This is a genomic window from Candidatus Magasanikbacteria bacterium RIFOXYB2_FULL_38_10 (assembly GCA_001783145.1).
Lineage (GTDB): Bacteria > Patescibacteriota > Patescibacteriia > Magasanikbacterales > UBA10003 > GWC2-40-17.
In genome coordinates, this window is the sequence record MFQT01000003.1 from 1 (window position 1) to 23487 (window position 23487).

Annotated in this window: 25 protein-coding genes and 2 pseudogenes; 19 read left to right on the forward strand and 8 right to left on the reverse strand. The window is 41.0% G+C overall.

Translation table 11 applies throughout. From position 1 onward, the window contains the following. Positions 1-444 (forward strand): annotated as a pseudogene (locus A2294_04040) (hypothetical protein). Positions 445-557: 113 nt separating this feature from the next. On the opposite strand, the gene A2294_04045 reads toward A2294_04040, so the two are convergent. Together A2294_04045 and A2294_04050 are read right to left on the reverse strand one after the other, a co-directional pair. After that, entirely contained in the window at positions 558-1169 is a 612-nt protein-coding gene (locus A2294_04045; GenBank protein OGH86085.1) for a hypothetical protein, read from the reverse strand. Positions 1170-1326: 157 nt separating this feature from the next. Then, positions 1327-4398 (reverse strand): DNA gyrase subunit B, encoded by a 3072-nt coding sequence (locus A2294_04050; protein OGH86086.1) that lies wholly within the window; start codon positions 4396-4398, stop codon positions 1327-1329. 301 nt (positions 4399-4699) lie between these two features. On the opposite strand from A2294_04050, the gene A2294_04055 reads away from it, so the two are divergent. The 6 genes from A2294_04055 (at position 4700) to A2294_04080 (ending at position 9676) form a co-directional block, all read left to right on the forward strand. Continuing rightward, entirely contained in the window at positions 4700-5275 is a 576-nt protein-coding gene (locus tag A2294_04055) for a hypothetical protein (protein ID OGH86087.1), read from the forward strand. 208 nt (positions 5276-5483) lie between these two features. After that, complete coding sequence (locus A2294_04060) at positions 5484-6329, forward strand: hypothetical protein (GenBank protein ID OGH86088.1); 846 nt, start codon at positions 5484-5486, stop codon at positions 6327-6329. A 42-nt stretch (positions 6330-6371) separates the two neighbouring features. After that, on the forward strand, positions 6372-7469 hold the full coding sequence (locus tag A2294_04065) for a rod shape-determining protein RodA (GenBank protein ID OGH86089.1): 1098 nt from the start codon (positions 6372-6374) through the stop codon (positions 7467-7469). Between the two features lie 30 nt (positions 7470-7499). After that, on the forward strand, positions 7500-7853 hold the full coding sequence (locus A2294_04070; protein ID OGH86090.1) for a hypothetical protein: 354 nt from the start codon (positions 7500-7502) through the stop codon (positions 7851-7853). Positions 7854-7929: 76 nt separating this feature from the next. Then, positions 7930-8595 (forward strand): hypothetical protein, encoded by a 666-nt coding sequence (locus A2294_04075; protein OGH86091.1) that lies wholly within the window; start codon positions 7930-7932, stop codon positions 8593-8595. Positions 8596-8614: 19 nt separating this feature from the next. After that, on the forward strand, positions 8615-9676 hold the full coding sequence (locus A2294_04080; GenBank protein ID OGH86092.1) for a hypothetical protein: 1062 nt from the start codon (positions 8615-8617) through the stop codon (positions 9674-9676). 17 nt (positions 9677-9693) lie between these two features. On the opposite strand, the gene A2294_04085 is transcribed toward A2294_04080, so the two are convergent. The 4 genes from A2294_04085 to A2294_04100 form a co-directional block, all read right to left on the reverse strand. Further along, entirely contained in the window at positions 9694-10590 is an 897-nt protein-coding gene (locus A2294_04085) for a protein-(glutamine-N5) methyltransferase, release factor-specific (GenBank protein ID OGH86093.1), read from the reverse strand. Between the two features lie 10 nt (positions 10591-10600). Then, positions 10601-11695 carry a peptide chain release factor 1 gene (locus tag A2294_04090; protein OGH86094.1) on the reverse strand — a complete coding sequence of 365 codons (1095 nt, stop codon included), beginning with the start codon at positions 11693-11695 and terminating at the stop codon, positions 10601-10603. Between the two features lie 61 nt (positions 11696-11756). Further along, positions 11757-12035, reverse strand: a complete 279-nt coding sequence (locus tag A2294_04095) for a 50S ribosomal protein L31 (GenBank protein OGH86095.1) — start codon at positions 12033-12035, stop codon at positions 11757-11759. A gap of 184 nt (positions 12036-12219) precedes the next feature. After that, positions 12220-12876 (reverse strand): hypothetical protein, encoded by a 657-nt coding sequence (locus A2294_04100; protein ID OGH86096.1) that lies wholly within the window; start codon positions 12874-12876, stop codon positions 12220-12222. 297 nt (positions 12877-13173) lie between these two features. Between A2294_04100 and A2294_04105 the strand changes: the two genes are divergently transcribed. Next, entirely contained in the window at positions 13174-13599 is a 426-nt protein-coding gene (locus tag A2294_04105) for a hypothetical protein (GenBank protein OGH86097.1), read from the forward strand. Between the two features lie 72 nt (positions 13600-13671). Here A2294_04105 and A2294_04110 read toward each other — a convergent pair whose 3' ends face one another. Together A2294_04110 and A2294_04115 are read right to left on the reverse strand one after the other, a co-directional pair. Continuing rightward, positions 13672-14001, reverse strand: coding sequence for a hypothetical protein (locus A2294_04110; GenBank protein ID OGH86098.1), 330 nt, complete (start codon positions 13999-14001; stop codon positions 13672-13674). A gap of 164 nt (positions 14002-14165) precedes the next feature. After that, positions 14166-15896: a hypothetical protein gene (locus A2294_04115; GenBank protein OGH86109.1), complete on the reverse strand. Its 1731-nt coding sequence runs from the start codon at positions 15894-15896 to the stop codon at positions 14166-14168. 164 nt (positions 15897-16060) lie between these two features. Between A2294_04115 and A2294_04120 the strand changes: the two genes are divergently transcribed. The 11 genes and pseudogenes from A2294_04120 (at position 16061) to A2294_04170 (ending at position 23487) form a co-directional block, all read left to right on the forward strand. Further along, positions 16061-16258: a preprotein translocase subunit SecE gene (locus A2294_04120; GenBank protein ID OGH86099.1), complete on the forward strand. Its 198-nt coding sequence runs from the start codon at positions 16061-16063 to the stop codon at positions 16256-16258. 13 nt (positions 16259-16271) lie between these two features. Beyond that, a complete protein-coding gene (locus A2294_04125) occupies positions 16272-16817 on the forward strand; it encodes a transcription termination/antitermination protein NusG (GenBank protein OGH86100.1) in 546 nt (181 codons plus the stop codon). Positions 16818-16836: 19 nt separating this feature from the next. Further along, on the forward strand, positions 16837-17421 hold the full coding sequence (locus tag A2294_04130; GenBank protein OGH86101.1) for a translation elongation factor Ts: 585 nt from the start codon (positions 16837-16839) through the stop codon (positions 17419-17421). Positions 17422-17558: 137 nt separating this feature from the next. Further along, a complete protein-coding gene (locus A2294_04135; GenBank protein ID OGH86102.1) occupies positions 17559-17849 on the forward strand; it encodes a hypothetical protein in 291 nt (96 codons plus the stop codon). A 138-nt stretch (positions 17850-17987) separates the two neighbouring features. Beyond that, positions 17988-18986: a type I glyceraldehyde-3-phosphate dehydrogenase gene (locus tag A2294_04140; GenBank protein ID OGH86103.1), complete on the forward strand. Its 999-nt coding sequence runs from the start codon at positions 17988-17990 to the stop codon at positions 18984-18986. 16 nt (positions 18987-19002) lie between these two features. Continuing rightward, on the forward strand, positions 19003-19365 hold the full coding sequence (locus tag A2294_04145; GenBank protein ID OGH86104.1) for a hypothetical protein: 363 nt from the start codon (positions 19003-19005) through the stop codon (positions 19363-19365). Then, the gene (locus tag A2294_04150; GenBank protein OGH86105.1) at positions 19349-19684 is read left to right on the forward strand and encodes a hypothetical protein; all 336 of its coding nucleotides are present in this window, start codon (positions 19349-19351) and stop codon (positions 19682-19684) included. The genes A2294_04145 and A2294_04150 overlap by 17 nt, the downstream gene beginning before the upstream one ends. A 9-nt stretch (positions 19685-19693) precedes the next feature. Continuing rightward, entirely contained in the window at positions 19694-20878 is a 1185-nt protein-coding gene (locus tag A2294_04155; protein ID OGH86106.1) for a phosphoglycerate kinase, read from the forward strand. Between the two features lie 59 nt (positions 20879-20937). Continuing rightward, entirely contained in the window at positions 20938-21753 is an 816-nt protein-coding gene (locus A2294_04160; protein ID OGH86107.1) for a hypothetical protein, read from the forward strand. Positions 21754-21800: 47 nt separating this feature from the next. Next, on the forward strand, positions 21801-23057 hold the full coding sequence (locus A2294_04165; protein ID OGH86108.1) for a phosphopyruvate hydratase: 1257 nt from the start codon (positions 21801-21803) through the stop codon (positions 23055-23057). Between the two features lie 185 nt (positions 23058-23242). Next, positions 23243-23487, forward strand: a pseudogene (locus A2294_04170) (hypothetical protein).

Genomic DNA, 23487 nt, shown 5'->3' on the forward strand with positions numbered 1-23487 from the left:
GAAATAGAGGTGGATTACTCCCAAACCGCCGCAGAAATGGTAGAGGCCAGTGGGTTTGGGTATGAAAAAAATCCCGATTCAACCCCTGTCACCATGGGAAGAAAACATGGTGCACCTGTCAAAGTAAAGAAGGAGATTGTGTTGATACCTCTTTTTCACCTTGAGACTGTGCACTCAGATGTTGAGGAGGACAAAATCAACTCTTTCCTAACGGAGTTGGGTCTGTCCCATGCCTTTGCCGAAGATCTACTGGCTTTCTTAAGGGATAATGGAAAGAAGCTTGAAGAGCATGGGATTAACCGCCGTTTGATGGCTTTAGGAACAAGGTGGCAGAACGGAAACGGAATATTGGATTGTCTGAGATTAAGTTTTAGTGGATTGTTTTCCTCCTTAACAGGAACTATATTTGGCAGGAGCCATTGGATCCTAGCTCACTTTAACTAACTGACCTTAGCCCGTCGGCGTTTCACGCCGGCGGGTTTTTTAATTTATTTTCATTTTTAGCCGCAAATTAAAAAAGCCCAACCGTTGCGGCTGGGCAGTAAAGAGGCTATTTTCTAATTGGCAGAGGGTGCCGTATTGCCCCTTTCAGGGAAGATTCTAAAGATGCGATTAACCGCTTGAACAAAGTTCTCTACTGGATTAAAATTCTTCATCCTTTCCTTAGCTTCCGCAATGGTCATCGGTACGTTGTTGACGACCATTTCTTGAAAAATGTACACTGCGATTTCGGGAGTCATCAGGCCTTTTTCTACCAGGCGATTGAGCTTGAGAAGGGATCTAAACAGGTTGTTAAATCTGAACAGAAGCCGACGGTGGTAGTAGACGCCTCCTCTGGGCAAAGCAATGGAATCATCAAAGTTGAATATGACGCGGAATCCCTGTCGGTTAATGTTTTCCGGCAGTTGGATATTCATAATCTTAATGCCCAAACTTATAAAATCAGCAGCTAAGTCGGCCTCGCGCATCTCTTTATAGATTTGTGTCACTTCCGGGTGCTTAAAGGAAAATTTATCCTTCAAAAGATCCTTTAACACCTCTACTCCCGCGTCAAAGGAAAAGATGGGATAATCTTCATCCAGTTCGGTGGAATAGATGACTCCGCTTGGAGCTTTGATGAAGTTAAAGAGCCGACTTTGAGGAAGAGGGTAAAAAACCAATTTTCGCATCGGGAACCCCCATAGTGAGTTTTCCGCCAGCCCTCTGGCGAAGACAATTTAAACAATAAAATAAATCGGCGATTTTGTCAATTCAAGAGTTTTTTAGCAATCATTTTAAAACAAAAACCCGCCCCCACATTATAGCGAGGATGGGTTTTAATTTTTTTTAAATATCCAGTTCTTTTACCGACTTGGCATGAGTTTGAATAAATTTGCGGCGCGGTTCCACTTCATCACCCATCAAAATATCAAAAATTTCATCGGCTTTTTCCGCATCTTCAATGGTGATTTTGCGCATAGTGCGGGTGGTTGGGTCCATAGTTGTTTCCCACAGCTGATCAGGGTTCATTTCACCCAAACCTTTGTAACGCTGGATATTGATTTTAATACCGCCAATGGTGGCCGAGCTTTCACCTTCTGGGCTTTCCTCTGTGCCTTCTGTTTCTTCGGCCTCTTCTTTTTTCTTGGCCACTATTTTAATTTTAGCTTCTTTGTTTTTGGTAAATTCCGCTACGATTTTATCCCTTTCTTCATCAGAAAAGGCATAACGGAATTCTTTGCCGGATTGTACTTTAAAAAGAGGCGGCTGGGCAATAAAAATATGGCCGTTGGTAATGAGTTGGGGAAAATGACGGAAGAATAGTGTCAATAACAGTGTGCGAATATGGGCGCCGTCCACATCGGCATCAGTCATAATGACGATTCTGTGATAGCGCAATTTGGAAATATCAAACATTTCGCCAATGTTAGTGCCCATGGCGATGATTAGAGATTTTAATTCATTGTTGGTAAGAATTTTATCAATGCGGGCGCGTTCAATATTTAAGATTTTACCGCGCAAGGGGAGAATGGCTTGGTTTTCGCGGTTGCGTCCTTGTTTGGCGCTATTATGGACAAAAATACCGGAAGCTAAAGCAAAATTGTGCGTTTTTGGAATTTCAATATCATAAACATCAATTTTTTTAGAGATTTTCTCTATGCGTTTTATTTTATGATTAAAATTAACCACGGCTTCTTGCAAGGCATTCCTATTGCCATTAAAGAAACGATTCAACAGAGTATCCAATTTTAATAAATTATTGTTTCTTTTTGGCAAATTGGCGCGTTCTCTTTCATAAGTTGCAAAAATATCCTGACCGTTTTCTTGCATTTTTTTGGCAAAAGACAAACTATGATTCAAATAGGTTTGGGTGTAAGCCAATTTTCTTTTTTCTCTAAATTCGGCTGTCCATTGTTCCTTAGTTTTTTGACTGCGCCATTGTAGTAATTCTTTATTTGTCCATTCTTGCCTGGCCAAGTTAGTAAGTAGTTCTTTTTGTTCCGGATGTTGTTTGAAAAAGTTTTTAACTTTTTCTGCTTGGATTTTTTTGTTTTCTTCTTTAGGCATCCTTACAATATTGTCTGGATTATTATTTAATTTATTAAAATTTTTATGATGTTTATGTTCGCCATCATCCAAATTGTATATCTTTTTTTCTAGATTATATTTATCTGATAACAGATGGGTAAAAATCCATTTATGATTTTGAGGATTTAAAACCATTTCGTAGCCTTTGATTGTAATACGTCCCTCTATTTTAGAAAGTTTTCTAACAAGTGGCATCAAGCTTATTTCCGGTTTTAAATTTTGCGCTTCAATGTAGGAACCGTTGCGCATCATAAACTTATGGTCTGGTGTACAAATCAATTCTTCAGCATTATCTAAAATAATTTTTATAACCTCTGCATTTTTTTTGGTTATACGGGGATTAAGAATTTTTTCAATCCCAATATCCCCATCATCTTTAATTGTATAACAATAATTATTTTTTCCTTGTTCTTCTTCTTTAACTAATTCTTTGAAAGATAAATTTCTGCCATCAGCTAAGGCAATTTTGGTATCTCCATCCCAACAACCTCCGGCACTATCGCCCTCTACAATATATAACTCGGAAACAGTGGCGTCTTTAGTGGAGCAATCCGCCAGCTTGCCCGGCAAGGTAAAACCTTCCAAAGCGCCTTTTCTAATAACAGTGTCGCGGGCAATTTTGGCCGCCACGCGGGCTTTGGCCGCCAGAATACATTTGCCAATAATCGCTTCGGCATCCTTAGGGTGTTCTTCCAACCAAATGGAAAAAGATTCGCCAAAAACTGTTTCCACGGCTGTTTTAACTTCGGGATTACCCAATTTGGCTTTGGTTTGCCCTTCAAATTGCGGATTTTTTAATTTTACGGAAATAACAGTAGTTAAACCTTCGCGAACATCTTCACCGGTTAAGTTTTCATCTTTTTCTTTTAAAATAGTTTTGCCGCGCGCGTAAGCATTTAAAGTGCGGGTGAGGGCGGTTCTAAAGCCCACCAAATGCATACCGCCTTCCGGATTGTAAATGTTGTTGGCAAAAGCAAAAATCAATTCTTTAAAATCTTCCACGTAGCGCAGGGCAATTTCCACTTGCAAATCATCATCTAATTTTTTATCAATATAAAAAATGTTGTCGTGCTTGGGTTCTTGCTGGCGGTTAAGATGTCTAACGTAAGAAGAAATGCCGCCTTCAAAATAAAAAATGTAGGATTGAGAATTTTCTTTGTCGCGTTCATCGACAACAATAATTTTTACGCCTTTAGTAAGATAGGCCTGTTGGCGCAAGTGATCCAAAATTGTTTTCCAATCAAATTCGGTGGTTTCGGTAAAAGTTTTAGGATCGGGTTGAAAGGTAATAATGGTGCCGTGATCTTTGGCCTTGCCCGCTTGTTTAACTTTGTATTGAGGTTTTCCATAGGCATATTCTTGTACAAAAACTCCGCCATCGCGATGCACTTCGGCTTTCATCCAAGTAGAGAGGGCATTTACCACGGACACTCCCACACCATGTAAACCGCCGGAAACTTTATACCCGCCGCCGCCAAATTTTCCACCGGCGTGCAATTTGGTAAGCACTAATTCCAAAGCGGATACTTTAAATTGTTTGTGAATATCTACGGGAATACCGCGGCCGTTATCAGTGACGGAAATTTTATTGCCCGGCAGAATTTTGACAGTGATTTGATCGCAATGTCCGGCCATGGCTTCATCTAAAGAGTTGTCCACTACTTCCCAAATTAAATGATGCAAGCCAGTGGATCCGGTAGAACCAATATACATACCCGGGCGTTGCCTTACCGGTTCCAATCCTTCCAAAACCGTGATTTGTTGGGCGGTATAGCCTCCGGCATTGGCTGGGGCTTTTGTTTTTTTTTCTGCTTTTGTTGCTTTGGCCATAAAATCTTTAAATATAAATGATTGAATTATTATACCATAAATTTGGGTGGTAGGCAATGATTTTTGGGCTGATTTTGGCCTTATCTGTGGGCAGACTGTGGGTATATTGACAAAATGGCCAAAATGTGCTATAATATATTGTTATAATGGTTCTTTAAATTTAACTTAAATTAAGTCTATTTCCTGGCTTTCTGAAGGGTTTTTTAAGAGATTCTTCAGAAGGCTGGGAAGGAATCCCGGCTGGTCTTAAAAATGCAACACAGTTCACAAAGAACAATGTTGCAAGCAAGGAGGTGTGGGAATGGACAGTGAGCTGATGCTCGATGTCGGTCAGGCGAGCGAGTTCAAAATGGCCCTGCGGCGGGCCGGTTGGACCAACGCGGATGTAAAGCGGCTTTGTGAAGGCAATGCCCTTGGCCAGTTGCTGCCGTTCATCCGCGGTCAGGCCGAAGTGGTGGTGAAGAAACACATCATTGACACCGACGCTGACCCTTTAGTGCCAGGCGGCTGGAAGGTGGAAGAACACCGCAAAGGCGGCCAGTTCGTTTGGGATCCTGCCAAGGTGTCTTTGCATCTCTCGTTTAACCAGCAGAATGGAAATGTCATCCAGGGCCACCAGCTTCGTCGGGAGCTGGTGGTCTGTGTGCCTAACCTGAACGCCAACGTGCTGGACTATCTGCTCGCCCACCCCGAACTCATCCCCGAGTCGTGGATGGGCAAGGCCATTTTCTTCTGGGGAACGATTTACCGTAGCGCTGATGGCGACCTCTGCGTGCGCTACCTCATCTGGAAGGGAAAGCAGTGGAGCTGGGGCGACCGCTGGCTCGGCAGCGGCTGGAACAACAACAATCCGGCGGCGGTGTCAGCAAGTGTCTAGCACTTAGTCCGCCGCAGTCTTCGGAGGCGGATTGCTCCACTTGTCCCTAGTGCCCTTCTGGCCTTGTTCCTTTGATCTTAACCTTGCGTCCCCGTGTTCATCTAGGCTGCAACAGCCAATGAAGGACACGGGGCTTTTTATTTGTAAACTGAGAACTTTTTTTGTTAAATTTTTTAAAAAACCGCCAATTTGCTATACTATATATAATATGGCAGAAGATTTTCCTAAACTTAATGGCACGGGTGAGGAGTTAACCGAAAAACAATTAAAGTGGGGTTATTGGTTCACTGCCCACCGCTTGCAGTTGTATAAAGGCCTGATTTGGTTTTTTATTATTTTTGATATACTGCTGGGCGGCTATAATTTGTATTCTTGGGGTGATTATTTATTTTTTGGTTACTTTAATGATCAAAAATTGTTAACAGACATCAGAACTTCTTCTTTAAATTTTCAGAGTTTGCAAGAACATTTTGCGGCCAAACCCATTGTGGTGGAAGGGTCGGTTTCTTTTCCACTGGGAGATAAAACTGACGCCCTGGTATTATTGCGCAATCCCAATAATAATTTTTTTGTTAAATTTGATTATACTTTTTTGTTAAATGGACAGGTTTTGGAAAGACAATCTTCTTTTCTTTTGCCCGGAGAATTAAAATATTTGGCGCAGTTAGGCATTAAAGGCGGGGGAGAAATAAACTTTAATTTAGTTGGCACCTCTTGGCACAGAATTTCCACTCGGGAGTTGGTTAATCCGCAAAAATTTATCGCCGAGCGTTTACAATTTGAAACTAGCGAGACGCAAACCTTCAGAGAACCTTACAATCACCTTACCTTTAATGTACAAAATAATTCTTTTTACAACTATTGGCAGGCGGATTTTTTGGTTCTTTTAAAGAATTATGAAACTATTATTGGGGTAGAAAAATTGGCTTTGGATAATTTTAACGCCGGAGAAAAAAGGCCGGTGGATTTGCGCATTGAGGGCGGTCTTAACCCTAACAACATTCAATTGGTGCCGGATTTAAATGTATTTGACGAGGCAATTTATAAACGGTAAGATAAGCCGAATCGCCAAGTTTTTTGGCCAGGGACCAGTATTATGTCGTATCGTAAAATACAAAATTTTTTTTCTAATTTTGATTGGTGGCTTTTGGCCGCTGTTTTTTTATTATCGCTGTTTAGTCTGGCGGCTTTATACAGTGTGGGTTTGGGCAGGCCGGATACTAATTTTACGGATTTTAAAAAACAAATAGTCTTTATTTTACTTGGCACGGCGGCTTTAATTACCGCCATGCGTTTTAATTTTTCTTTCTATCGCATTTACGCCAAGCCTTTTTATTTTTTTAGCCTTCTTTTACTGGCGGCGGTTTTGATTTTTGGCCGAGTTATTCACGGCACCCGCGGCTGGTTTGTGGTAGGAAATTTTTCTTTTCAGCCGGTGGAAATAGCCAAGGCGGCGGTAATTTTAATGTTGGCTTTGTTTTTTTCTCAAAAAGCACGCAGTTTTAAAACCGGAGAATTTTTTATGGGCTCGCTTTTTTTGGCGGTTTTACCCATCATTTTGGTTTTGCTTCAACCGGATTTGGGATCCTCTTTAATTATCGGCGCCATTTGGCTTTTAAGCGCTCTTCTGGCCGGCGTGCGCAAAAAATATTTGTTTTTTCTTTTTGGGACGGCCATTTTGGGTTTTATCCTGGCCTGGTTTTTTCTTTTTAAAGATTATCAAAAAGAGCGTTTTATCACTTTTATAGATCCTGCTCACGATCCTTACGGTAGGGGATACAACGTCACGCAATCCATCATTGCCGTGGGCTCGGGTGGTTTTTGGGGCCGCGGTTTAGGTTTTGGTTCGCAAAGTCAACTGCGTTTCTTGCCGGAAAATCAAACCGATTTTATTTTTTCCGTTATTGGCGAAGAGCTGGGTTTTTTTGGCGTAAGTTTGATTTTAATTTTTTATGGCATTATTTTTTATCGCCTGTTTGTAATTGCTTTTAAAACCGGTGATGATTTTATACTTTTTTCTGTTTTAGGTATTTTGGCTTTATTTTTTGCGCATTTTTTAATTAACGTTGGTATGAATATTGGGATTATGCCGGTCACGGGAATTACTTTGCCCTTTTTAAGCGCCGGCGGCTCTTCTTTGGTGGTGGATTTTTTGCTCATCGGCATTGCCTTGTCTTTTAATAAGGCTAGATAAATGTTTAGAAATTTGTTAAGATGATTATATATGCAGAACTCTTCTATTTTTGATGAAGGAATAAAAATAATCAGTTTTTGTCCGTTGTGTAAAGCCAAGCAAGAGAATGTGGCGGTAAGCATTTTAGAAACTACGGAGGTGGCTCGCCTAATTCATTTGGAATGTCAAAAATGCCGCTCGGCTATTTTGGCGTTGGTGATAATGTCGCCTTCGGGCATGAATTCTCTTGGCATGATTACCGATCTTTCGGCAGGCGAGGCTTTAAAGTTTAAGGAAAATCCTTCTTTAGAAGCAGATGAAATTTTGGCGTTTCACAATTTACTTAAAAAAGACAAATTTTGGCTTAAAAACAGCTTGGAACAAGAATCGGCTTTAAAGTTTTAGGGTGGCTTAGGTTTAAAGCCTTGACTAAATTAAGGCTTTATAGTAAACTAGTATCACTAGTTTTTAATTTATATATATGAACAATTTAATTTTAAACGCGGAAAAAAGGGGAGAAGAAATTAAGGCTAAAACTTTATTGGAAAATGGTAAAATTCCGGCTGTTATTTATGGTCATGGTTTTAAAAATCAGAATGTTTCTGTGCCTTATTTAAACTTTCAAAAAGTTTATGCTCAAGCCGGTACCAGCGGTTTGGTGGATTTGGTAATTGGGGAAGAAAAACCGATTAAAGTTTTGATTCAAGACTTTCAATTGGATCCTTTAACCAGCAAATTTACCCATTTTGATTTGCATCAAATTAAAATGGATGAGAAAATTAAAACAGACATTAAACTGGTCTTTATTGGCGAGGCTCCCGCTATTAAAGAATTGGGCGGCACGTTGGTTAAGAGTTTTTCCGAATTGCCGGCAGAAGCTTTGCCGCAAGATTTGGTGGGTGAAATTGTAGTGGATATTTCCTCTCTTAAAAATTTTGGTGATGTAATTCATATTAAAGATATTGCCATTCCTGCCGGTATTAAAATTTTAGCTCACGGCGAAGATGTGGTGTCCACCGTTATGCAACCTAAGGCAGAAGAAGCCGTGGCCGCTCCTGTGGCGGATGTTTCTCAAATTAAGACCGAGGCTGAAGAAAAAAGAGAAAAGAAAGCCGCTGAAGAGGCTGAAAAAGAAGAGAAAAAATAATCTCTACTTAAAATCTTTTATGGCCCTGTCTTCTAAAACAGGATTTACCAAACAACAACGCTACTTACTTTTAGTGGCGTTGTTTGCTGTTATTGCCGGTTTGGTTTTTTACGGTATTTTTAAGTCCAATTTATCTTCTCCTAAAAAAGATAAACTAACCAGGGAACAAGCCGCGCAAGATATTTTGGCGGAAAGTGCCACTTCTACCATTAGTTTTTTAAATGGATTAGAAGTGCCCCTGGCTAGTGCCAGCAGTTGTGTGGCAATAATGATAGATAACGCTCCGGAAGTGGAACGGCAGTTTGGTTTAAATAAAGCTTCTTTGGTTTATGAGGCGCCGGTAGAAGGCGGCCGCACCAGATTTATGGCGGTTTATGGGTTAGCCACTTCTACTGTGGCCACTATTGGTCCGGTTAGGAGCGCCCGCCCGTATTTTTTGGACTGGGTGCAAGAGTTGGGTTGTTTGTATGCCCACGTAGGTGGTAGCAATGAAGCTTTGGAGAAAATAAAAAACTTGGAAATAAATGATTTGAATGAATTTTATAACGGCGGATATTTTTGGCGCAACAAAAAATATACTGCGCCGCATAATACTTTTACCGATATAGAAACTTTAGCTCAAGCTTGGGAAAAAACCGGCAACAAAGATGAACAGCGTGTTATAAAAAGTTGGTTGTTTGCCAAAAAAGAAGCTAAGATATTGCCGGCCGGTATAAATTATTTTGAAGAACAGATAGGAGATTTAAAAGTTTCCTGGTCTTTTGACCAGAATCTAAAAAAATGGAAAAGATTTGTAAATAATAAGGCGGCCAAAGACAATGTTGGGACAATTACTGCCAAGAATGTGGTTTTTCAGTATGTTTGGGGTGAAGTATTGGATGAAGTCGGCAGATTATCTTTGCAAACCATTGGCTCGGGACGAGCGGTGATTTTAAAAGAGGGAAATGTAATTGAAGGGCGCTGGGAAAAAAAGAGTGCGGGAAGCAGAACCAGATTTTTTGGCCCGGATACCAAAGAAATGGAATTTAATCCCGGGCTTATTTGGGTGGAAGTTGCGACTAAGATTTCAGAGGGGTATTAAAAGATTGGAAAAGGAGATTAGATTTTAATAATTACCAGCCTGTCTTTTTTTGCCAAATCCTTTTTAATTTCTACTTGAGTTCCGGGTAGAATTTTTTTAATCAAAGATTGGATTTTTTTGTTTTGCGCTGGATCAATTTCTAAAAAAACAATAGCCTGGGCAGGTTTTATTTTATTTAATTGCTCTAATAATTGTTGATAATAGTAAAGTCCGTCCTTTCCGCCAAATAGAGCTTGGCGCGGTTCTTTTTGAATGGTTTTTTCTCTCATTTGTTTAGCGGTAAGATAGGGAAGGTTGGCGGTGATAATCAGGGTGGATTGAGAATTTAAAATTGGAGAATTTAAAAAGCCACCCAAAAGATTTCTTTTTAAAAATTGAATTTTTATTTTATGTTTTTGGGCGTTGTGGCGGGCAATTTTTAATGCGGGAGAGGAAATATCTGTGGCCAATATTTTTAAAACAGATTTTTTGCCGCTAGCGGATGAAGAAGAAAAATGGGAATGGATTTTTTTTCCAATGGTAATAGGAATACAACCAGAGCCAGTGCCTATATCAATTAAAATAATTTTTTGCTTGTTTTCTTCTGCCGCTTTTATCGTTTTGATAGCTTCCTCTACAATTAGTTCTGTTTCCGGACGCGGAATTAAAACATTTTTATCAACTAAAAAATCTAAACCGTAAAATCCTTGACGGCTAATTAGATAAGCTATGGGCCAATTTTTAGAACGTAGCTTAATTTTTTGATTAATTTTTTTAAATTGCCTGGCAGTTATCTTTTTTTCCGGATGGGTGTATAAAAATTCTTTGGGTTTTTTAATGACGAAACTCAAAAGCACCTCGGTATCAAGACTGGCCGAAGTGCTTTTTTTTTGCAAATTTTTGTAACCCCATTGCCAGGCTGTTTGTATTGTCATAACAATCTTTTTATTCTTCGTCCTCTGTTTCGGCGCCAATTTTTTCCGGATGCTTTTCCATATCGCGCAGAGTTTCTATAATTTCTTCAATATCTCCTTCCATAATTTTGGCCAAATTATGCCAGCTTTTTTTAATGCGGTGATCGGTTAAACGATCTTGAGGAAAATTGTAGGTGCGGGTTTTTTCACTGCGTTCACCGGTGCCAATTTGAGATAGCCTTTTTTCACTTAACTCTTGACGGCGTTTTTCTTCTTGAATTTCCCAAAGGCGGGAACGCAAAACTTGCATAGCTTTTTCTTTGTTCTGCGCTTGGCTCCTTTCGTCTTGGCACTGCACCACCAGGCCAGAAGGCAGATGGGTAATGCGGATGGCACTGTAAGTGGTGTTAACACTTTGTCCCCCATGTCCGCCCGAAGTGGAGGTTTCTATTTTTAAATCTTTAACATCTATTTTAAAATCCACCTCTTCCATTTCGGGAAGTACCGCCACGGTGACGGTAGAGGTGTGCACCCGTCCGCTCTTTTCTGTCTCCGGTACTCTTTGCACGCGATGCACGCCGCTTTCGTATTTAAGATACTTATAAGCATCATTTCCTTCAATAGAAAAAATCACTTCTTTAAAACCGCCAATGCCAATGCGATTGGAAGAAATTAAATGGGTTTTCCAATTCTTGCTTTCGGCATATTTGGAATAAAGCCTAAAAAGTTCAGCGGAAAATAACGCGGATTCATCTCCGCCCACGCCAGCCCTAATTTCCATAATGACATTTTTTTTATCGTAAGGAGAGGGGGGATTAAGCATCTCTTCTAACTCTTGGGTCAATTTTTCTTTTTTGTTTTGTAATTCCGCTGTTTCCGCCCGGGCCATTTGCAGCATTTCCGGCTCGGTCTCTTTTTTAATCATTTCCTCTGTTTCTAAAAGATGTTGGCCGGTTGTTTCTAAACTTTTGGCCTTATCAACAATTTCTTTTAATTCATTATATTGTTTTAAGGCGGTGCGGAACTTTTGCGCATCATTAATTATTTCAGACTGCTGAAGTTCTGCTTCCAAATCTTTAAATTGTTTTTGCACGACTGATAAATCCATAGTTATATTATATCCCATTACGTCTGATATTAAAAAACAAACACAAGAAAAGGGTGTTTGTTTTTAATCTTTAGAGTTGTTAAGCTTGGCTGGCTTTTTTGGCAGCGCGAGTGACTTTCTTAATTTTTTTGCCTTTGCGAACGGCGGAAGCAGCGGTTTTTTTGGCCGCTTTTTCATGGAATTTTTCTACGCGTCTGGCACTATCCACAAATTTTTGTTTGCCGGTATAAAAAGGATGACAAGCATTGCAGACTTCCACATTGATTTGTTTCATGGTAGAGCCAACGGTAAAGGTGTTGCCGCAGGCGCAGGTGACCTTGGCTTGTTCAAAATATTCAGGATGGATTTGTTTTTTCATACTTGTTAGCTTAATTTTAGATTATATTAAGTTTAGCACAAGAGGCGATTTTTGGCAAGGGGGCAGGATAAAGAGGTTTATAAATTAGGTAGAATAAAAAATCCCCCAAGACGAGTTAACGCTTGGGGGTTCCTGCTTAAGCAGGGTTAGAGACCAGTACTTTGACCTTGTAGGTGCCGCGGCTCTACATGGAGCCCTGGTGCAGGAGCATCTGCAGGAGGTCCTTGATGGCATAGAAGTACGGGTTGATGATGAACATGATGGAATCGGCCAGGCGGTAGATGCCCACGCCCGCGAAGATGCCCATGAAGCACAGGGGTAGCAGGAAGGTGAAGAAGCCCCGCCAGCCTCGGTTCGTCGGGGCATCGCCGTTTCTATCTGAGAAGAACCTTCCGCTGGCTTCTTCCGGCGTCAGCTTCCAGGACTTGCGGGCGATGAAGGTCGCGATGAGGATGAGGAAGAAGGCTCCCCACGGGCCGACCAGGCTCCCGAAGGCCTTGGCGTACTGCTGGCGGACCATCACCGCCCACACCTCGGGGGCGACCTTCTCCATCTGGCCGGCGATGGCCGTGACAGCGCTCGCCGTCATGTCCAGGGCCCTATCCGCGATGTCCGCCATGGTCTTCTTTTCCGGCTGGGCCTGGCCCGTGGTGGCTGGCTGGGTCGGTGCCTGCTGGGTGCCGTCGCCCACGCCGAATGCTTGCCCCAGCATGAGCAGGGCCGCCTTGGCCTCCTTATGTTGTTCGGACGTGAACACCGTCGCGGAGGGCTGCGGCTCCTGCGCCATGACCAGGCCGGAGTTTACCAGCAACAGAAAGAGCACCTTCAGGGTCAGCTTCATGGGAACCTCCGTTTGTTGTCACACAACTTGCACACTCGCCTCTAACCGGTACTTACATTTCCCGGTTGTTTTAAACCAATTATATAAATAACTGGCACAAAACAACCGGGAAAATAGTTTTAAAAGAACAATTTTTAACTTTAAATTATAGCACATTTTGGATTTTTTGTCAAGAGACTGTACAGTCAACCTTCAAGGTTGTTCTGTTCAGGGGGTTGACAAAACCGCTTAAATGTGCTATAATTATTTGTTGTACCTTGACTATTTATACCAACGGAAGAAAGAGGAGGAAGAAAGATGGCTGCGTATCAGAGAAAGGTGAATCCTACCGAGGAAGACTACCGACTGGCGAGAATAGTGAGTGATTCCTTGCGGCGGTTATCCTCCAAGAAAAGGGGAGATCTTCTCAAGGATACGGTCCTTCAGGCCTTGACCGCCGCCGGCTATAACACCCCTGACGAGCGATCCGAGCGCTACCGTGGGATAATGTCTGTTATGGGTCAGCACGGCGGCTGGAAGAATCGCGGTGTGCCGCGCAAGAAGAAGCCCAAGAAGGGCGATAAGACCACCGCGAAGACTTCTCTTTGGCCGGATGTGCGTCCGGACATGACGCCGGAAGAGCGCGACCTGGCACAGCTACGCCGCGATCAAATGACGGGCGAGGCTCTGACCCTGGCGCGTTTGCGCCGCGACGACCTAGCGCGCGAGGCTGATGGGGAATAAAAACCCTGCACCCTTGCCACAATTTTTTTAACCCAACAACAAACGGGACCCTTCGGGGACCCGTTCTTTTTTTTATCTGTTGTCTCCACTGCCGGAAATTTTTCCTCGCTCCAATCGGCTTAGCAATTTATACAAATTATATTCCGCTATATCTTCCAGTGATATTCTTAGTTCCATAGCCACTTGCGAGATATACCACAAAACATCTCCCAATTCTTTTTTTATGTCTTCGCGCGTGGTGTCATCAATTATTCCGCCCTTGTCGCGGATTACTTTTTTAATTTTGCCCGCCACTTCGCCCGCCTCGCTGGCTAAACCCAAAGTGGGGTAAATAAAATTGTTATCTTTATTAGGGTAGAGGGCGGTGCGGTAGGCTTGTTGTTGATATTCTTCAAATGTCATAAATTTAAATAATTATTTTGCATCCAGTATGTTTGCGAACGGCATTTGCGAAGTGAGCGGGCAAGGTGTCTGCCGCAAGCAGACGAGCGAACGAGCAATGCAGCGTAGCCGGCACGCTGGGCCGGCAAGCGTAGTGAGCAAACTTACTGGATGAAAAATTAAAATCATTTTATAAAACCACCCGCCTGCATCTCCCACAGTTTTTTATACAACCCCTCCTGCTTTTGCAAGAGTTCTTCGTGTGTGCCCTCTTCGGCAATATCTCCTTTGCTAATAACTAATATTCTATCCATTTTCATAATTGTAGACAAGCGGTGAGCTACTACAATTACAGTCTTTCCTTGCATCAAAGTATTCATGGCGTCTTGAATTAAACGCTCGGACTCGGAATCCAGGCTGGAAGTGGCTTCATCTAAAACCAAGATAGGGGATCCGCGTAAAATTGCCCGGGCAATGGCCACGCGCTGGCGTTCGCCACCGGATAATTTGATGCCGCGTTCACCTACAAAGGTATCATAACCTTGAGCCATTTCCTTAATAAACTCATCGCAATGAGAAAATTTGGCCGCGGAGTAGACTTCTTCATCAGTAGACTCCGGTTTGCCGTAGCGGATGTTTTCTTTAATGGTGCGATGAAAAAGAACAGGGTCTTGAGGCACCAAAGAAATGGCGCTCCACAAACTTTCTTGCGTCACTTCGTTAATATTTTGTCCATCAATTAAAATTTTTCCTCCAGTAGCTTCGTACATTCTTAGTAGCAACTTTATCACGGTAGTTTTGCCCGCCCCGGACGGCCCAATTAAGGCCAGGCGTTCATGAGGGGCAATGTGCAAATTTAAATTGGCAAAAACTGTTTTATTGGAACCGTATTTAAAATTAATATTGTTAAAATTTATTTCGCCCCGGCTGACTTTTAATTCCGTAGCGCCCGGTTTGTCCAGAATGGCCGGCGTGGTTAAAATAATATCGGTCATTTCATCAGCCTCGGCCAAATCTTCGTAAAAGCGCTGGATGATTTGGTTGAAATTGGAAATCTGCGCAAAAATTTGCACCAGATAAGTTTGGATTAAAACAAAATCACCAATGGTTAAAAGATTTTGGGCTTTTAAATTGATGGCCAAATAAAAAAGTCCGATTTCCAATCCAATCATTAAAAGTCCTTGCACACCCCAAAAACTTACCGCCATATCCCAGACAAATTTGCGCAGGCGTCGCAGTTGTTCATTTAGTTTAAAAAAAGCTTCTTTTTCTCTTTTTAAGCCGGTAAAAAGTTTGACATTGGAACTGTTGGTAATGGTGTCGGCCAGTAGTCCTGTCACTTGGCTGTCTACTTCGCTTCTTTTAATATCATATTTTAATTTGAATCTTACAAAAGCGTAATTGATAATTAAAAAAATTATTACCCAGCCAAGTAGTGTCCAACCCAACAAAAAGTTGCGTCTAAAAAGTACATAGGTAATAGCCGCCAAACTAATAACCAAAGGAATGAATTCCCAAAGCAGGCGATCAGTAATGCTTTCAAAAGAACGGGTGAAGCGGTTGACTTTTTTGGTTAAAGAGCCAACAAAGGTGTTGGAAAAAAAAGAAAATGAATGTTGATGCAAAACAGCAAAACAATAATTGGCCAAATCGCTGATGACTTTTGACTCCAAATAATTACCGCCAAAAAGGGCCACGCGCCAAAAAGCCCAAGAACCGATTTTGAGAAGTAGGATTAAAAATAAAATAAAGACCAGCGCGCTTTTAACAGAAAGGATGTCGGAATTATCAGAAATCAAATCAAAGAATTTTTTGTAATAAATTGGGTTAACGGCCTCTAGCAGGGTGGAAACAACAATAGAAAATAAGACCAGGCTGGTGGCATAAGGGTATTTAAAGGTAGAACGCAGATAAATTTTAAAGGTAGCCTTGGTGTTGGTTTTCATAGGTTTGCGGTCTTAATTTATCTAATTATAGCTTTATTTTTGGTTTTTGTCAATTTTCTATTGACTTGTTCATAACTTTGTTCTATAATGATTTTAGAAGCGCCCGCAAGGGGCTTTTTAAAAACCTTAAATATATGTCTATCGGAACTAAAATTGTTGACTATTTTAAAACTTCTAGGGAGGAGCTTAAAAAAGTGGCTTGGCCCACCAAAAAGGAAACTACCCGTTATACTTTAATAGTAATGGGTCTGTGCATTGCCGTGGCCGTCTTTTTTGGAATTTTAGATGGCATCTTTAATTTGGGCTTAAATAAAATAATCTCTTTTAGATAATTTTTAAAATTTTATGCCTAAGCAAATACAACAGTTAGGCCGTCGTTGGTATGTTCTGCATACCTACTCTGGCTATGAAGAAAATGTAGCTCATAGTTTAAAACAAAGAATTGAGTCCATGGGAATGCAGGACAAAATTTTTAATGTTTTGATTCCCACAGAAAAGAAAATCAAAATTAAAAATGGCAAGCGTAAAGTAGTGGTGGAAAAAATTTTTCCCGGCTATGTTTTGGTGGAAATGGAAGTGACTGATGATTCTTGGTACGTAGTTAGAAACACTCCCAATGTGACAGGTTTTATCGGCTCCGGAACTATGCCGATTCCCATTAGTGAAGAAGAGGTAAAATCTATTCAAAAAAGAATGGGTGTGGAAGAACCTAAATTTGTCATTGATGTAACGGTGGATACAGCGGTTAAAATTACCGATGGGCCGTTTAAGAATTTTGAAGGCAAGGTGGCCGAAGTTAATGAAGAACGCGGCAAAGTAAAAGTTTTGGTTTCCATGTTTGGCCGCGAGACTCCCGTGGAATTGGATTTCTTGCAGATTAAAAAGATTTAATTTTTAAAAAATTAAAAATATGGCTATTGATATAAAACTCATTACCGAAATCCGCGAAGTCACCGGCGCCGGCATGGTTGATGTTAAAAATGCTTTAGAAGAAGCCGGCAGTAAAGACGCCGCCATTGAACTTTTGCGCAAAAAAGGCATTATTAAAGCCGCCAAAAAAGGCGATCGCCAAACCAAAGAAGGCTTGGTGCATGCTTATGTGCACAGCAATAACAAAGCTGGAGCTTTGGTAGAGGTGTGGTGTGAGACAGATTTTGTGGCCAGAAATGCCGCTTTTCAGGAATTGGTGCATAACATTGCCATGCACATTGTGGCAGCCAATCCTTTTTATATTTCTAATGAAGAAATTCCCGCTGAGGAAGTGGAAAAGGAAAAAAATATTCAGCGTGAAATTTTAAAAGCCGAGGGCAAACCGGAAGCGATGATAGAAAAGATTTTGGAAGGAAAGATGCAAAAATATTTTGCTGATATTTGTTTGTTGAATCAGCCGTACATTAAAGATGACAAAATTACCGTGGGGGATTTGGTTAAACAAAACATTGCCGTGATTGGAGAAAATATTGAAGTAAAAAGATTTGTCAGGTTCGCCATGTAATGCAAAAAAGATTTAAAAAACCGGGGCGCTGGGCTCCGGTTTTTTGTTTTTAAAAATGTCTGTTGAATAAAATCTTTTTGATTGACATGTATAAAACCTTGTGATAGTTTAAACACAACTGAGACAGGGGGAAGAGAATGGAATTTACGTGGGCAGAAATCATCAAGGGAATTTTGCTGTTTCTTTCCATTTTGCTCAATTTTGGGTTGTTCGTTTGTTGGGGTGAGTTTGAATACAAGCCTCGACGATTTGCCCGCTACTGGAGAAAGCAGGCTGCCAAGTCTGATATAAAAATGCCTATGCCGATTATGATACCAGAGCCACCGGCGTGGTGGTTTAAGTACAGGAATAGACTAATTGTTCTTTGGTTTATGAATCTTTTATTGGGTGTTTCCCTAATATCCCTATGGGGAGTGGGAATAATTTAGTCTCTAATGCCAATTCGGCCGGCGCTTTCCCGCGTCGGTTTTTTTTATTTTGGCGTTTTTTTATTTGCTTTCCCATCTTTTAATTTGATATAATACAGCTGATTTAACTTTTAAAATAATCTTTTAAATAGTCAAAGTATGAACATTGCAATCAATGGTTTTGGCCGTATTGGCCGCTCGGCTTTCAAAGTTGGCTGGGGGAGGAAAAATTTTAACATCGTCGGCATCAATGATTTAACAGACACCAAAACTTTGGCGCATCTTTTACAGCACGACACTGCTTATCACAGATGGAATCACGAAGTTGATTTTGATGAACAAAATATTATTGTTGACGGGGTGAAGGTACCGGTTTTTGCTTCTAAAGATCCCACCATCTTGCCCTGGAAAGATTTAAAAGTTGATGTGGTGATAGAAAGTACGGGTAAATTTACTAGTGAAGAGGGTGCTAAAACTCATATCACAGCCGGCGCTAAAAAAGTAATTATCAGCGCCCCGGCCAAAGGCGGGGTAGTGCCAACCTATGTTGTAGGTGTGAATGAGGGAAATTTAAAAAAAGAAAAAGCGGTTATCATTAACAATGCCTCTTGTACTACCAATTCTTTAGCTCCCATAATGTCCGTCTTGCATGAAAAATTTGGTGTGGTTAAGGCCATGATGAGTACTGTGCATGGTTATACCAATGAACAAAATTTACAAGATGCTCCGCACAAAGATTTACGTCGCGCCAGAGCCGCGACGGAAAATATTATTCCTACCACTACCGGCGCCGCTATTGCCGTTACGGAAGTTTTGCCAGATCTAAAAGGCAAGTTTGATGGCATGGCCTTGCGCGTGCCGGTGCCAGTGGTTTCTTTATCGGATATTACGATGGTCTTGTCTAAAAAAACCACTGCAGAAGAAATCAATAGAGTTTTAACAGAAGCTTCCAAAACAGCCCGTTACAAAGGAATTATTGGTGTCTCCGATGAACCTTTGGTGTCTTCCGATTTTGTTGGCGATACTAATTCGGGCATCGTGGATTTGTTATCTACCAAAGTAATTGATGGCGATTTGGCCAAGGTGGTGATTTGGTATGACAATGAATTTGGTTACGCTAATCGTTTAATTGAAATTACAGAAAAATTTGGCGCGTAAAAATAAATTATAAATTATGGAAAATAGCAGAATTATTAGTGAAAAAATATCTTTGGCAGAATTAAAAAAAATTGCCGAAGAACGTTTTGGTGATTTGGTTAAAGCCGTAGTGGATTTGGAAAAAGGCAGTATGGTCATTGGCGGGGAAATGCATGCTGACGAAGAAAGTGTCTTACTGAATAATCAATCCAAACAAGAAAATCTTTGGGGAATAAACTTGTATCCGGAACAGCTTGGTGAAAATTTTGTGGAATTTGATTCTATGATCAATATCCGGCCACGACAAAATAACAGGTCACGGGGAGTGGAAGACGAACAGATTAGAAAAAAAATAATAGAAATAGTTGATAATCTAATAGATTATGGACACTCAACATAAAAATTTGGCAGAAGGTAGGTGGTTTACCTTATCTTTAGCAGAACAACTTGGAAATGTGGGAAGCGAGGTAGGTAGGGCGGTTAAATGGCAAAAACAAGGTAATGAAGAGCAGAAAGAAAGGGCACTGTTTAGGGCTTTTGAGCTTTTGGATTTAACCATAATGGATCCCAAATGGCTGAAGACTCCGCGTTTAAAAGAGATTTGTCGTTCTCGGGAAATGTTAGGCGCCGCTTTTTACGGGGGAGAATTTAAAAGTAGACCGGAAGAAATGGAAAAATATTTTTATTGGTATGCCGTGGAGGCACGGAAAAGCATTTAAAATTTTATTATGAAATACCTTCGTCAAGTCAAAAATTTAGCCGGCAAACGAGTGCTTATGCGCGTAGATTTTAATGTGGAGTTTAATAACGAAGGAAAGATTGAAGAACACAATGCCGTTAAAATTGAGCGTACTTTGCCCACTATTAAATATCTGATAAAACAAAAGGCCAAAATAATTTTAATTGCGCATTTGGGCCGGCCGGATGGCCAAGCGGTTAAAAATTTGCGCTTAGACGGGGTAGCTGAATTTATTTCTCAATCTTTAAAAAAATCAATTACCAAATTAGATGATGCTATCGGTTTAACGGTGGAACATCATGTAAAAGGCATGAAAAATGGTCAAGTCATTTTATTGGAAAATATCCGTTTTGAAAAAGGTGAAAAAAACAACAGTTCTATCTTAGCTAAAGAGTTAGCTAAATTAGGAGATCTTTATGTTAATGAAGCTTTTGGCGATTCCCATCGTAAGGCCGCTTCTCTCTGTGCCATTACCAAATATTTACCCAGTTACGCCGGCCTTATTTTGGAAAAAGAACTCCAAGTCTTGGATTATGTTCTTAAAAAACCCAAGAAACCGGTGGTAGTGATAATGGGTGGATTAAAATTTGAAACCAAATTGCCGGTAATTAAAAAATTATTGCCTAAAGCCGACAATATCCTTTTGGGTGGGGGATTAAGCAATACGGTTTTGGCCGCCTTGGGTTACGAGGTTGGCTCTTCTCAAATCGGTAAAGAATATTTTGCCGAGGCCAAAAAAATCGGCACGAATAAAAAAGTTTTTTTGCCTGTTGATGTGGTGGCGGGCAAAAAAGATTCTACCAATTATAAACATTGCTTGGTGGAAAAAGATAATAAAAAGGTTTGCGTGGGGGATTTGGCTATTTATGATATTGGTCCGCATACTATTAGGGCTTGGGCAAAAATTATTAAAAAAGCCAACACTATTATTTGGAATGGACCTGTGGGTTTGTTTGAACAGCACCCCTTTGACAAGGGCAGCTTATCCATTGCTTACTTGGTGGGTTCTAAATCCAAAGGGCCGGCCTATGGAGTGGTGGGCGGCGGCGAAACCCTCTCTGTTCTTGCGCGCAGTAAAATGGTACAATATATAGACCATATCTCTACCGGAGGAGGAGCCATGCTGGAATATCTTTCCGGCAAAAAACTTCCCGGCTTAGAAGCTCTTAAATAATTTGTCATCCTGACGGCCCGGCCTGAAGGATCTAAATCTTAATTTTAAGCCTTATGTTTATGCCTCATGGCAAAAATTGCCAGTGTGATCCCAAGAGCGGTAAATGTACTTGCGCCCCTTGTTTTGGGATGATTTTAATGAAGGTGTTAGTGGGAATTTTACTGGCCTATTTAATTGTGTTTGTGGGAACCCTTGCCCGCAACAACATGAAAAAATTCCAATATATTGGTATTGCCGATAGAATCCCTTACACCATTTCCATTACCGGCGAAGGAAAAGAAACCGCCTCACCCAATGTGGCTGTCACTGATATTGGCTTTGTTACAGAAGGGGTTGATGTTGCTTCCATCCAAAAGCAGAATACGGAAAAGATGAATAAATTGATTATTGAAGTCAAAAAATTAGGAATCAAGGATGCTGATATTCAAACCAGCAATTATTCCGTTTATCCTAAATACGATTATACTAATGGCAGAAGCGAAATTTCCGGTTATACCATTAATCAGTCTGTCACCTTAAAGATAAGAGACTTAACCAAGATTAGCTCCGTGCTTGCTAAGGTTGGGGAAGTGGGGGTTAACCAGGTGAGCAGTTTGAATTTTATTATTGATGATCAGGAAAGCTTAAAATTGGCGGCTAGAGATAAAGCTTTGCAGAATGCCAAAGAAAAAGCCCAAGCTTTAGCCAGATCCTTGGGAGTAAAATTGGTGCGCGTGGCTTCTTACAGCGAATACTCTCCCAGTGAAGCTTACCCTATGAAGGCCTATTCTACTGCTTTGGGTATGGGTGGATCCTCTCCAATGCCCGCGCCGGATATTCAAACCGGCAGTATGGATGTGATGGTAAATGTCAATGTGAGTTTTGAAATTCAGTAAAAATTGAGAATGTAATTTTTAAAATCAGCATAAAATTAACATTTTTTATGCGCATAATTAAAATTCACGCTCGGGAAATTTTATCATCAGGCGGCACACCGTCTTTGGAAGCTAAAGTTTTTTTAGATGATGGCAGTGTTGGCATCGCTTCTGTGCCATTTGGCGTCTCGGCTGGTAGTCATGAAGCTACAGTACTGCTTGATGGCGACCCTAAACGTTATGGCGGAGAGGGCATGCTTAAAGCCGTGGCTAATATCAATAAAAAAATTGCGCCAAAATTAATTGGTTTAAATTCTTGTGATCAACAAAAAATTGACCAAATAATGATAGATTTGGATGGCACATCCGGCAAATCCAGACTGGGTGGCAATGCCATTTTGGGTGTTTCTTTGGCCTGCGCGCGTGCAGCCGCCCTTTCTAAAAAAAAGCCGTTGTATGCTTACTTGCGAGAAATTTTTAAACTACCCTACAAAAATTTTAAATTGCCGCGGCCAATGATGGTGGTAATTGAAGGAGGAAAGCATGCAACCAATTCCACAGATTTGCAAGAATATATAATTACTCCAATCGGCGGGAAAAATGTTAGGGAGTGTGTGCGTTATGGCGCGGAAGTGTATTTGGCATTAAAAAGAGTTTTGCAAGAAAAAAATTTAAATGCTAATGTGGGCAATGAAGGCGCGTTTGCGCCACCAGGACTACAAAATAATGAAACGCCTTGGGAATTAATTTTGGAAGCAATCAAAAAGGCCGGTTACGAGGCCGGTAAAGATATAATGCTTTCAGCCGATCCGGCTACTTCGGAAATTTTTGAGAATGGAAAATATCATTTGCCCAAAACCGATGAAAATCTTTCTTCTAAACAAATGATTGAATATTTTAAAAAGTGGGTGCAAAAATATCCGCTTTTGACTTTAGAAGATCCACTAGCCGAAGATGATTGGGATAATTGGCAACTGATTATGAAAGAATTGGGTCAGAAAATAAGAATTATCGGTGATGATTTAACTGTCACTAATCCCGAGCGTCTGGCCAAAGCTATCAAATTAAAAGCCATCAATGCCATACTCATCAAATTAAATCAGATTGGCACTTTAACAGAAGCGATTCAAACAATTGAAATGGCGCACAAGGAAAAATTTTGGTCTGTTGTTTCGCATCGTGGTGGCGGGGAGACCTGTGACACTTTTATGATTGACCTTGCCGTGGCCACTAATTCGGAGTTTGTAAAAGTAGGAGTTTCCCGCGGAGAAAGGACGGAGAAGTATAATCGTCTAATGGAGATTGAAGAGGAGTTGGAGAAATAATTGAGATTGATAAGGCGCGTCTTAAACGGCGCGCTTTTTTTTATCTCAGGTTGACAATTATGGCGAAAAATGCTAGGCTAAAAATGGTTCTTTTACATTTGCTTACTCGGCGGACCATTCTTTGTGTTTAAGGCTAAGTGGCTTTAGGCGCTTAGATGAATTACTGAGTAGGTGAGGAGGACAAGATGAGTGCGACAATCAGTGATGGCCAGTGGAAAGAGTTTTGGAAAAAGAAGGCGGTTGGTGTTTTTGATGCGGATGACTTTCAGTGGGTTATTGACCATTGGCAGACGATTCACAACTTGCGGTTGGGTAATTTTAGAGCAGTAGATGTAGCGGAGAGGGTTGTCTCTATGGCTAGTGGTTTTCCAGCTTCTGTTGTTCCTGTTTTCTCCGCCATCGTCACCTACATCCAACCAAACCTTGCCGA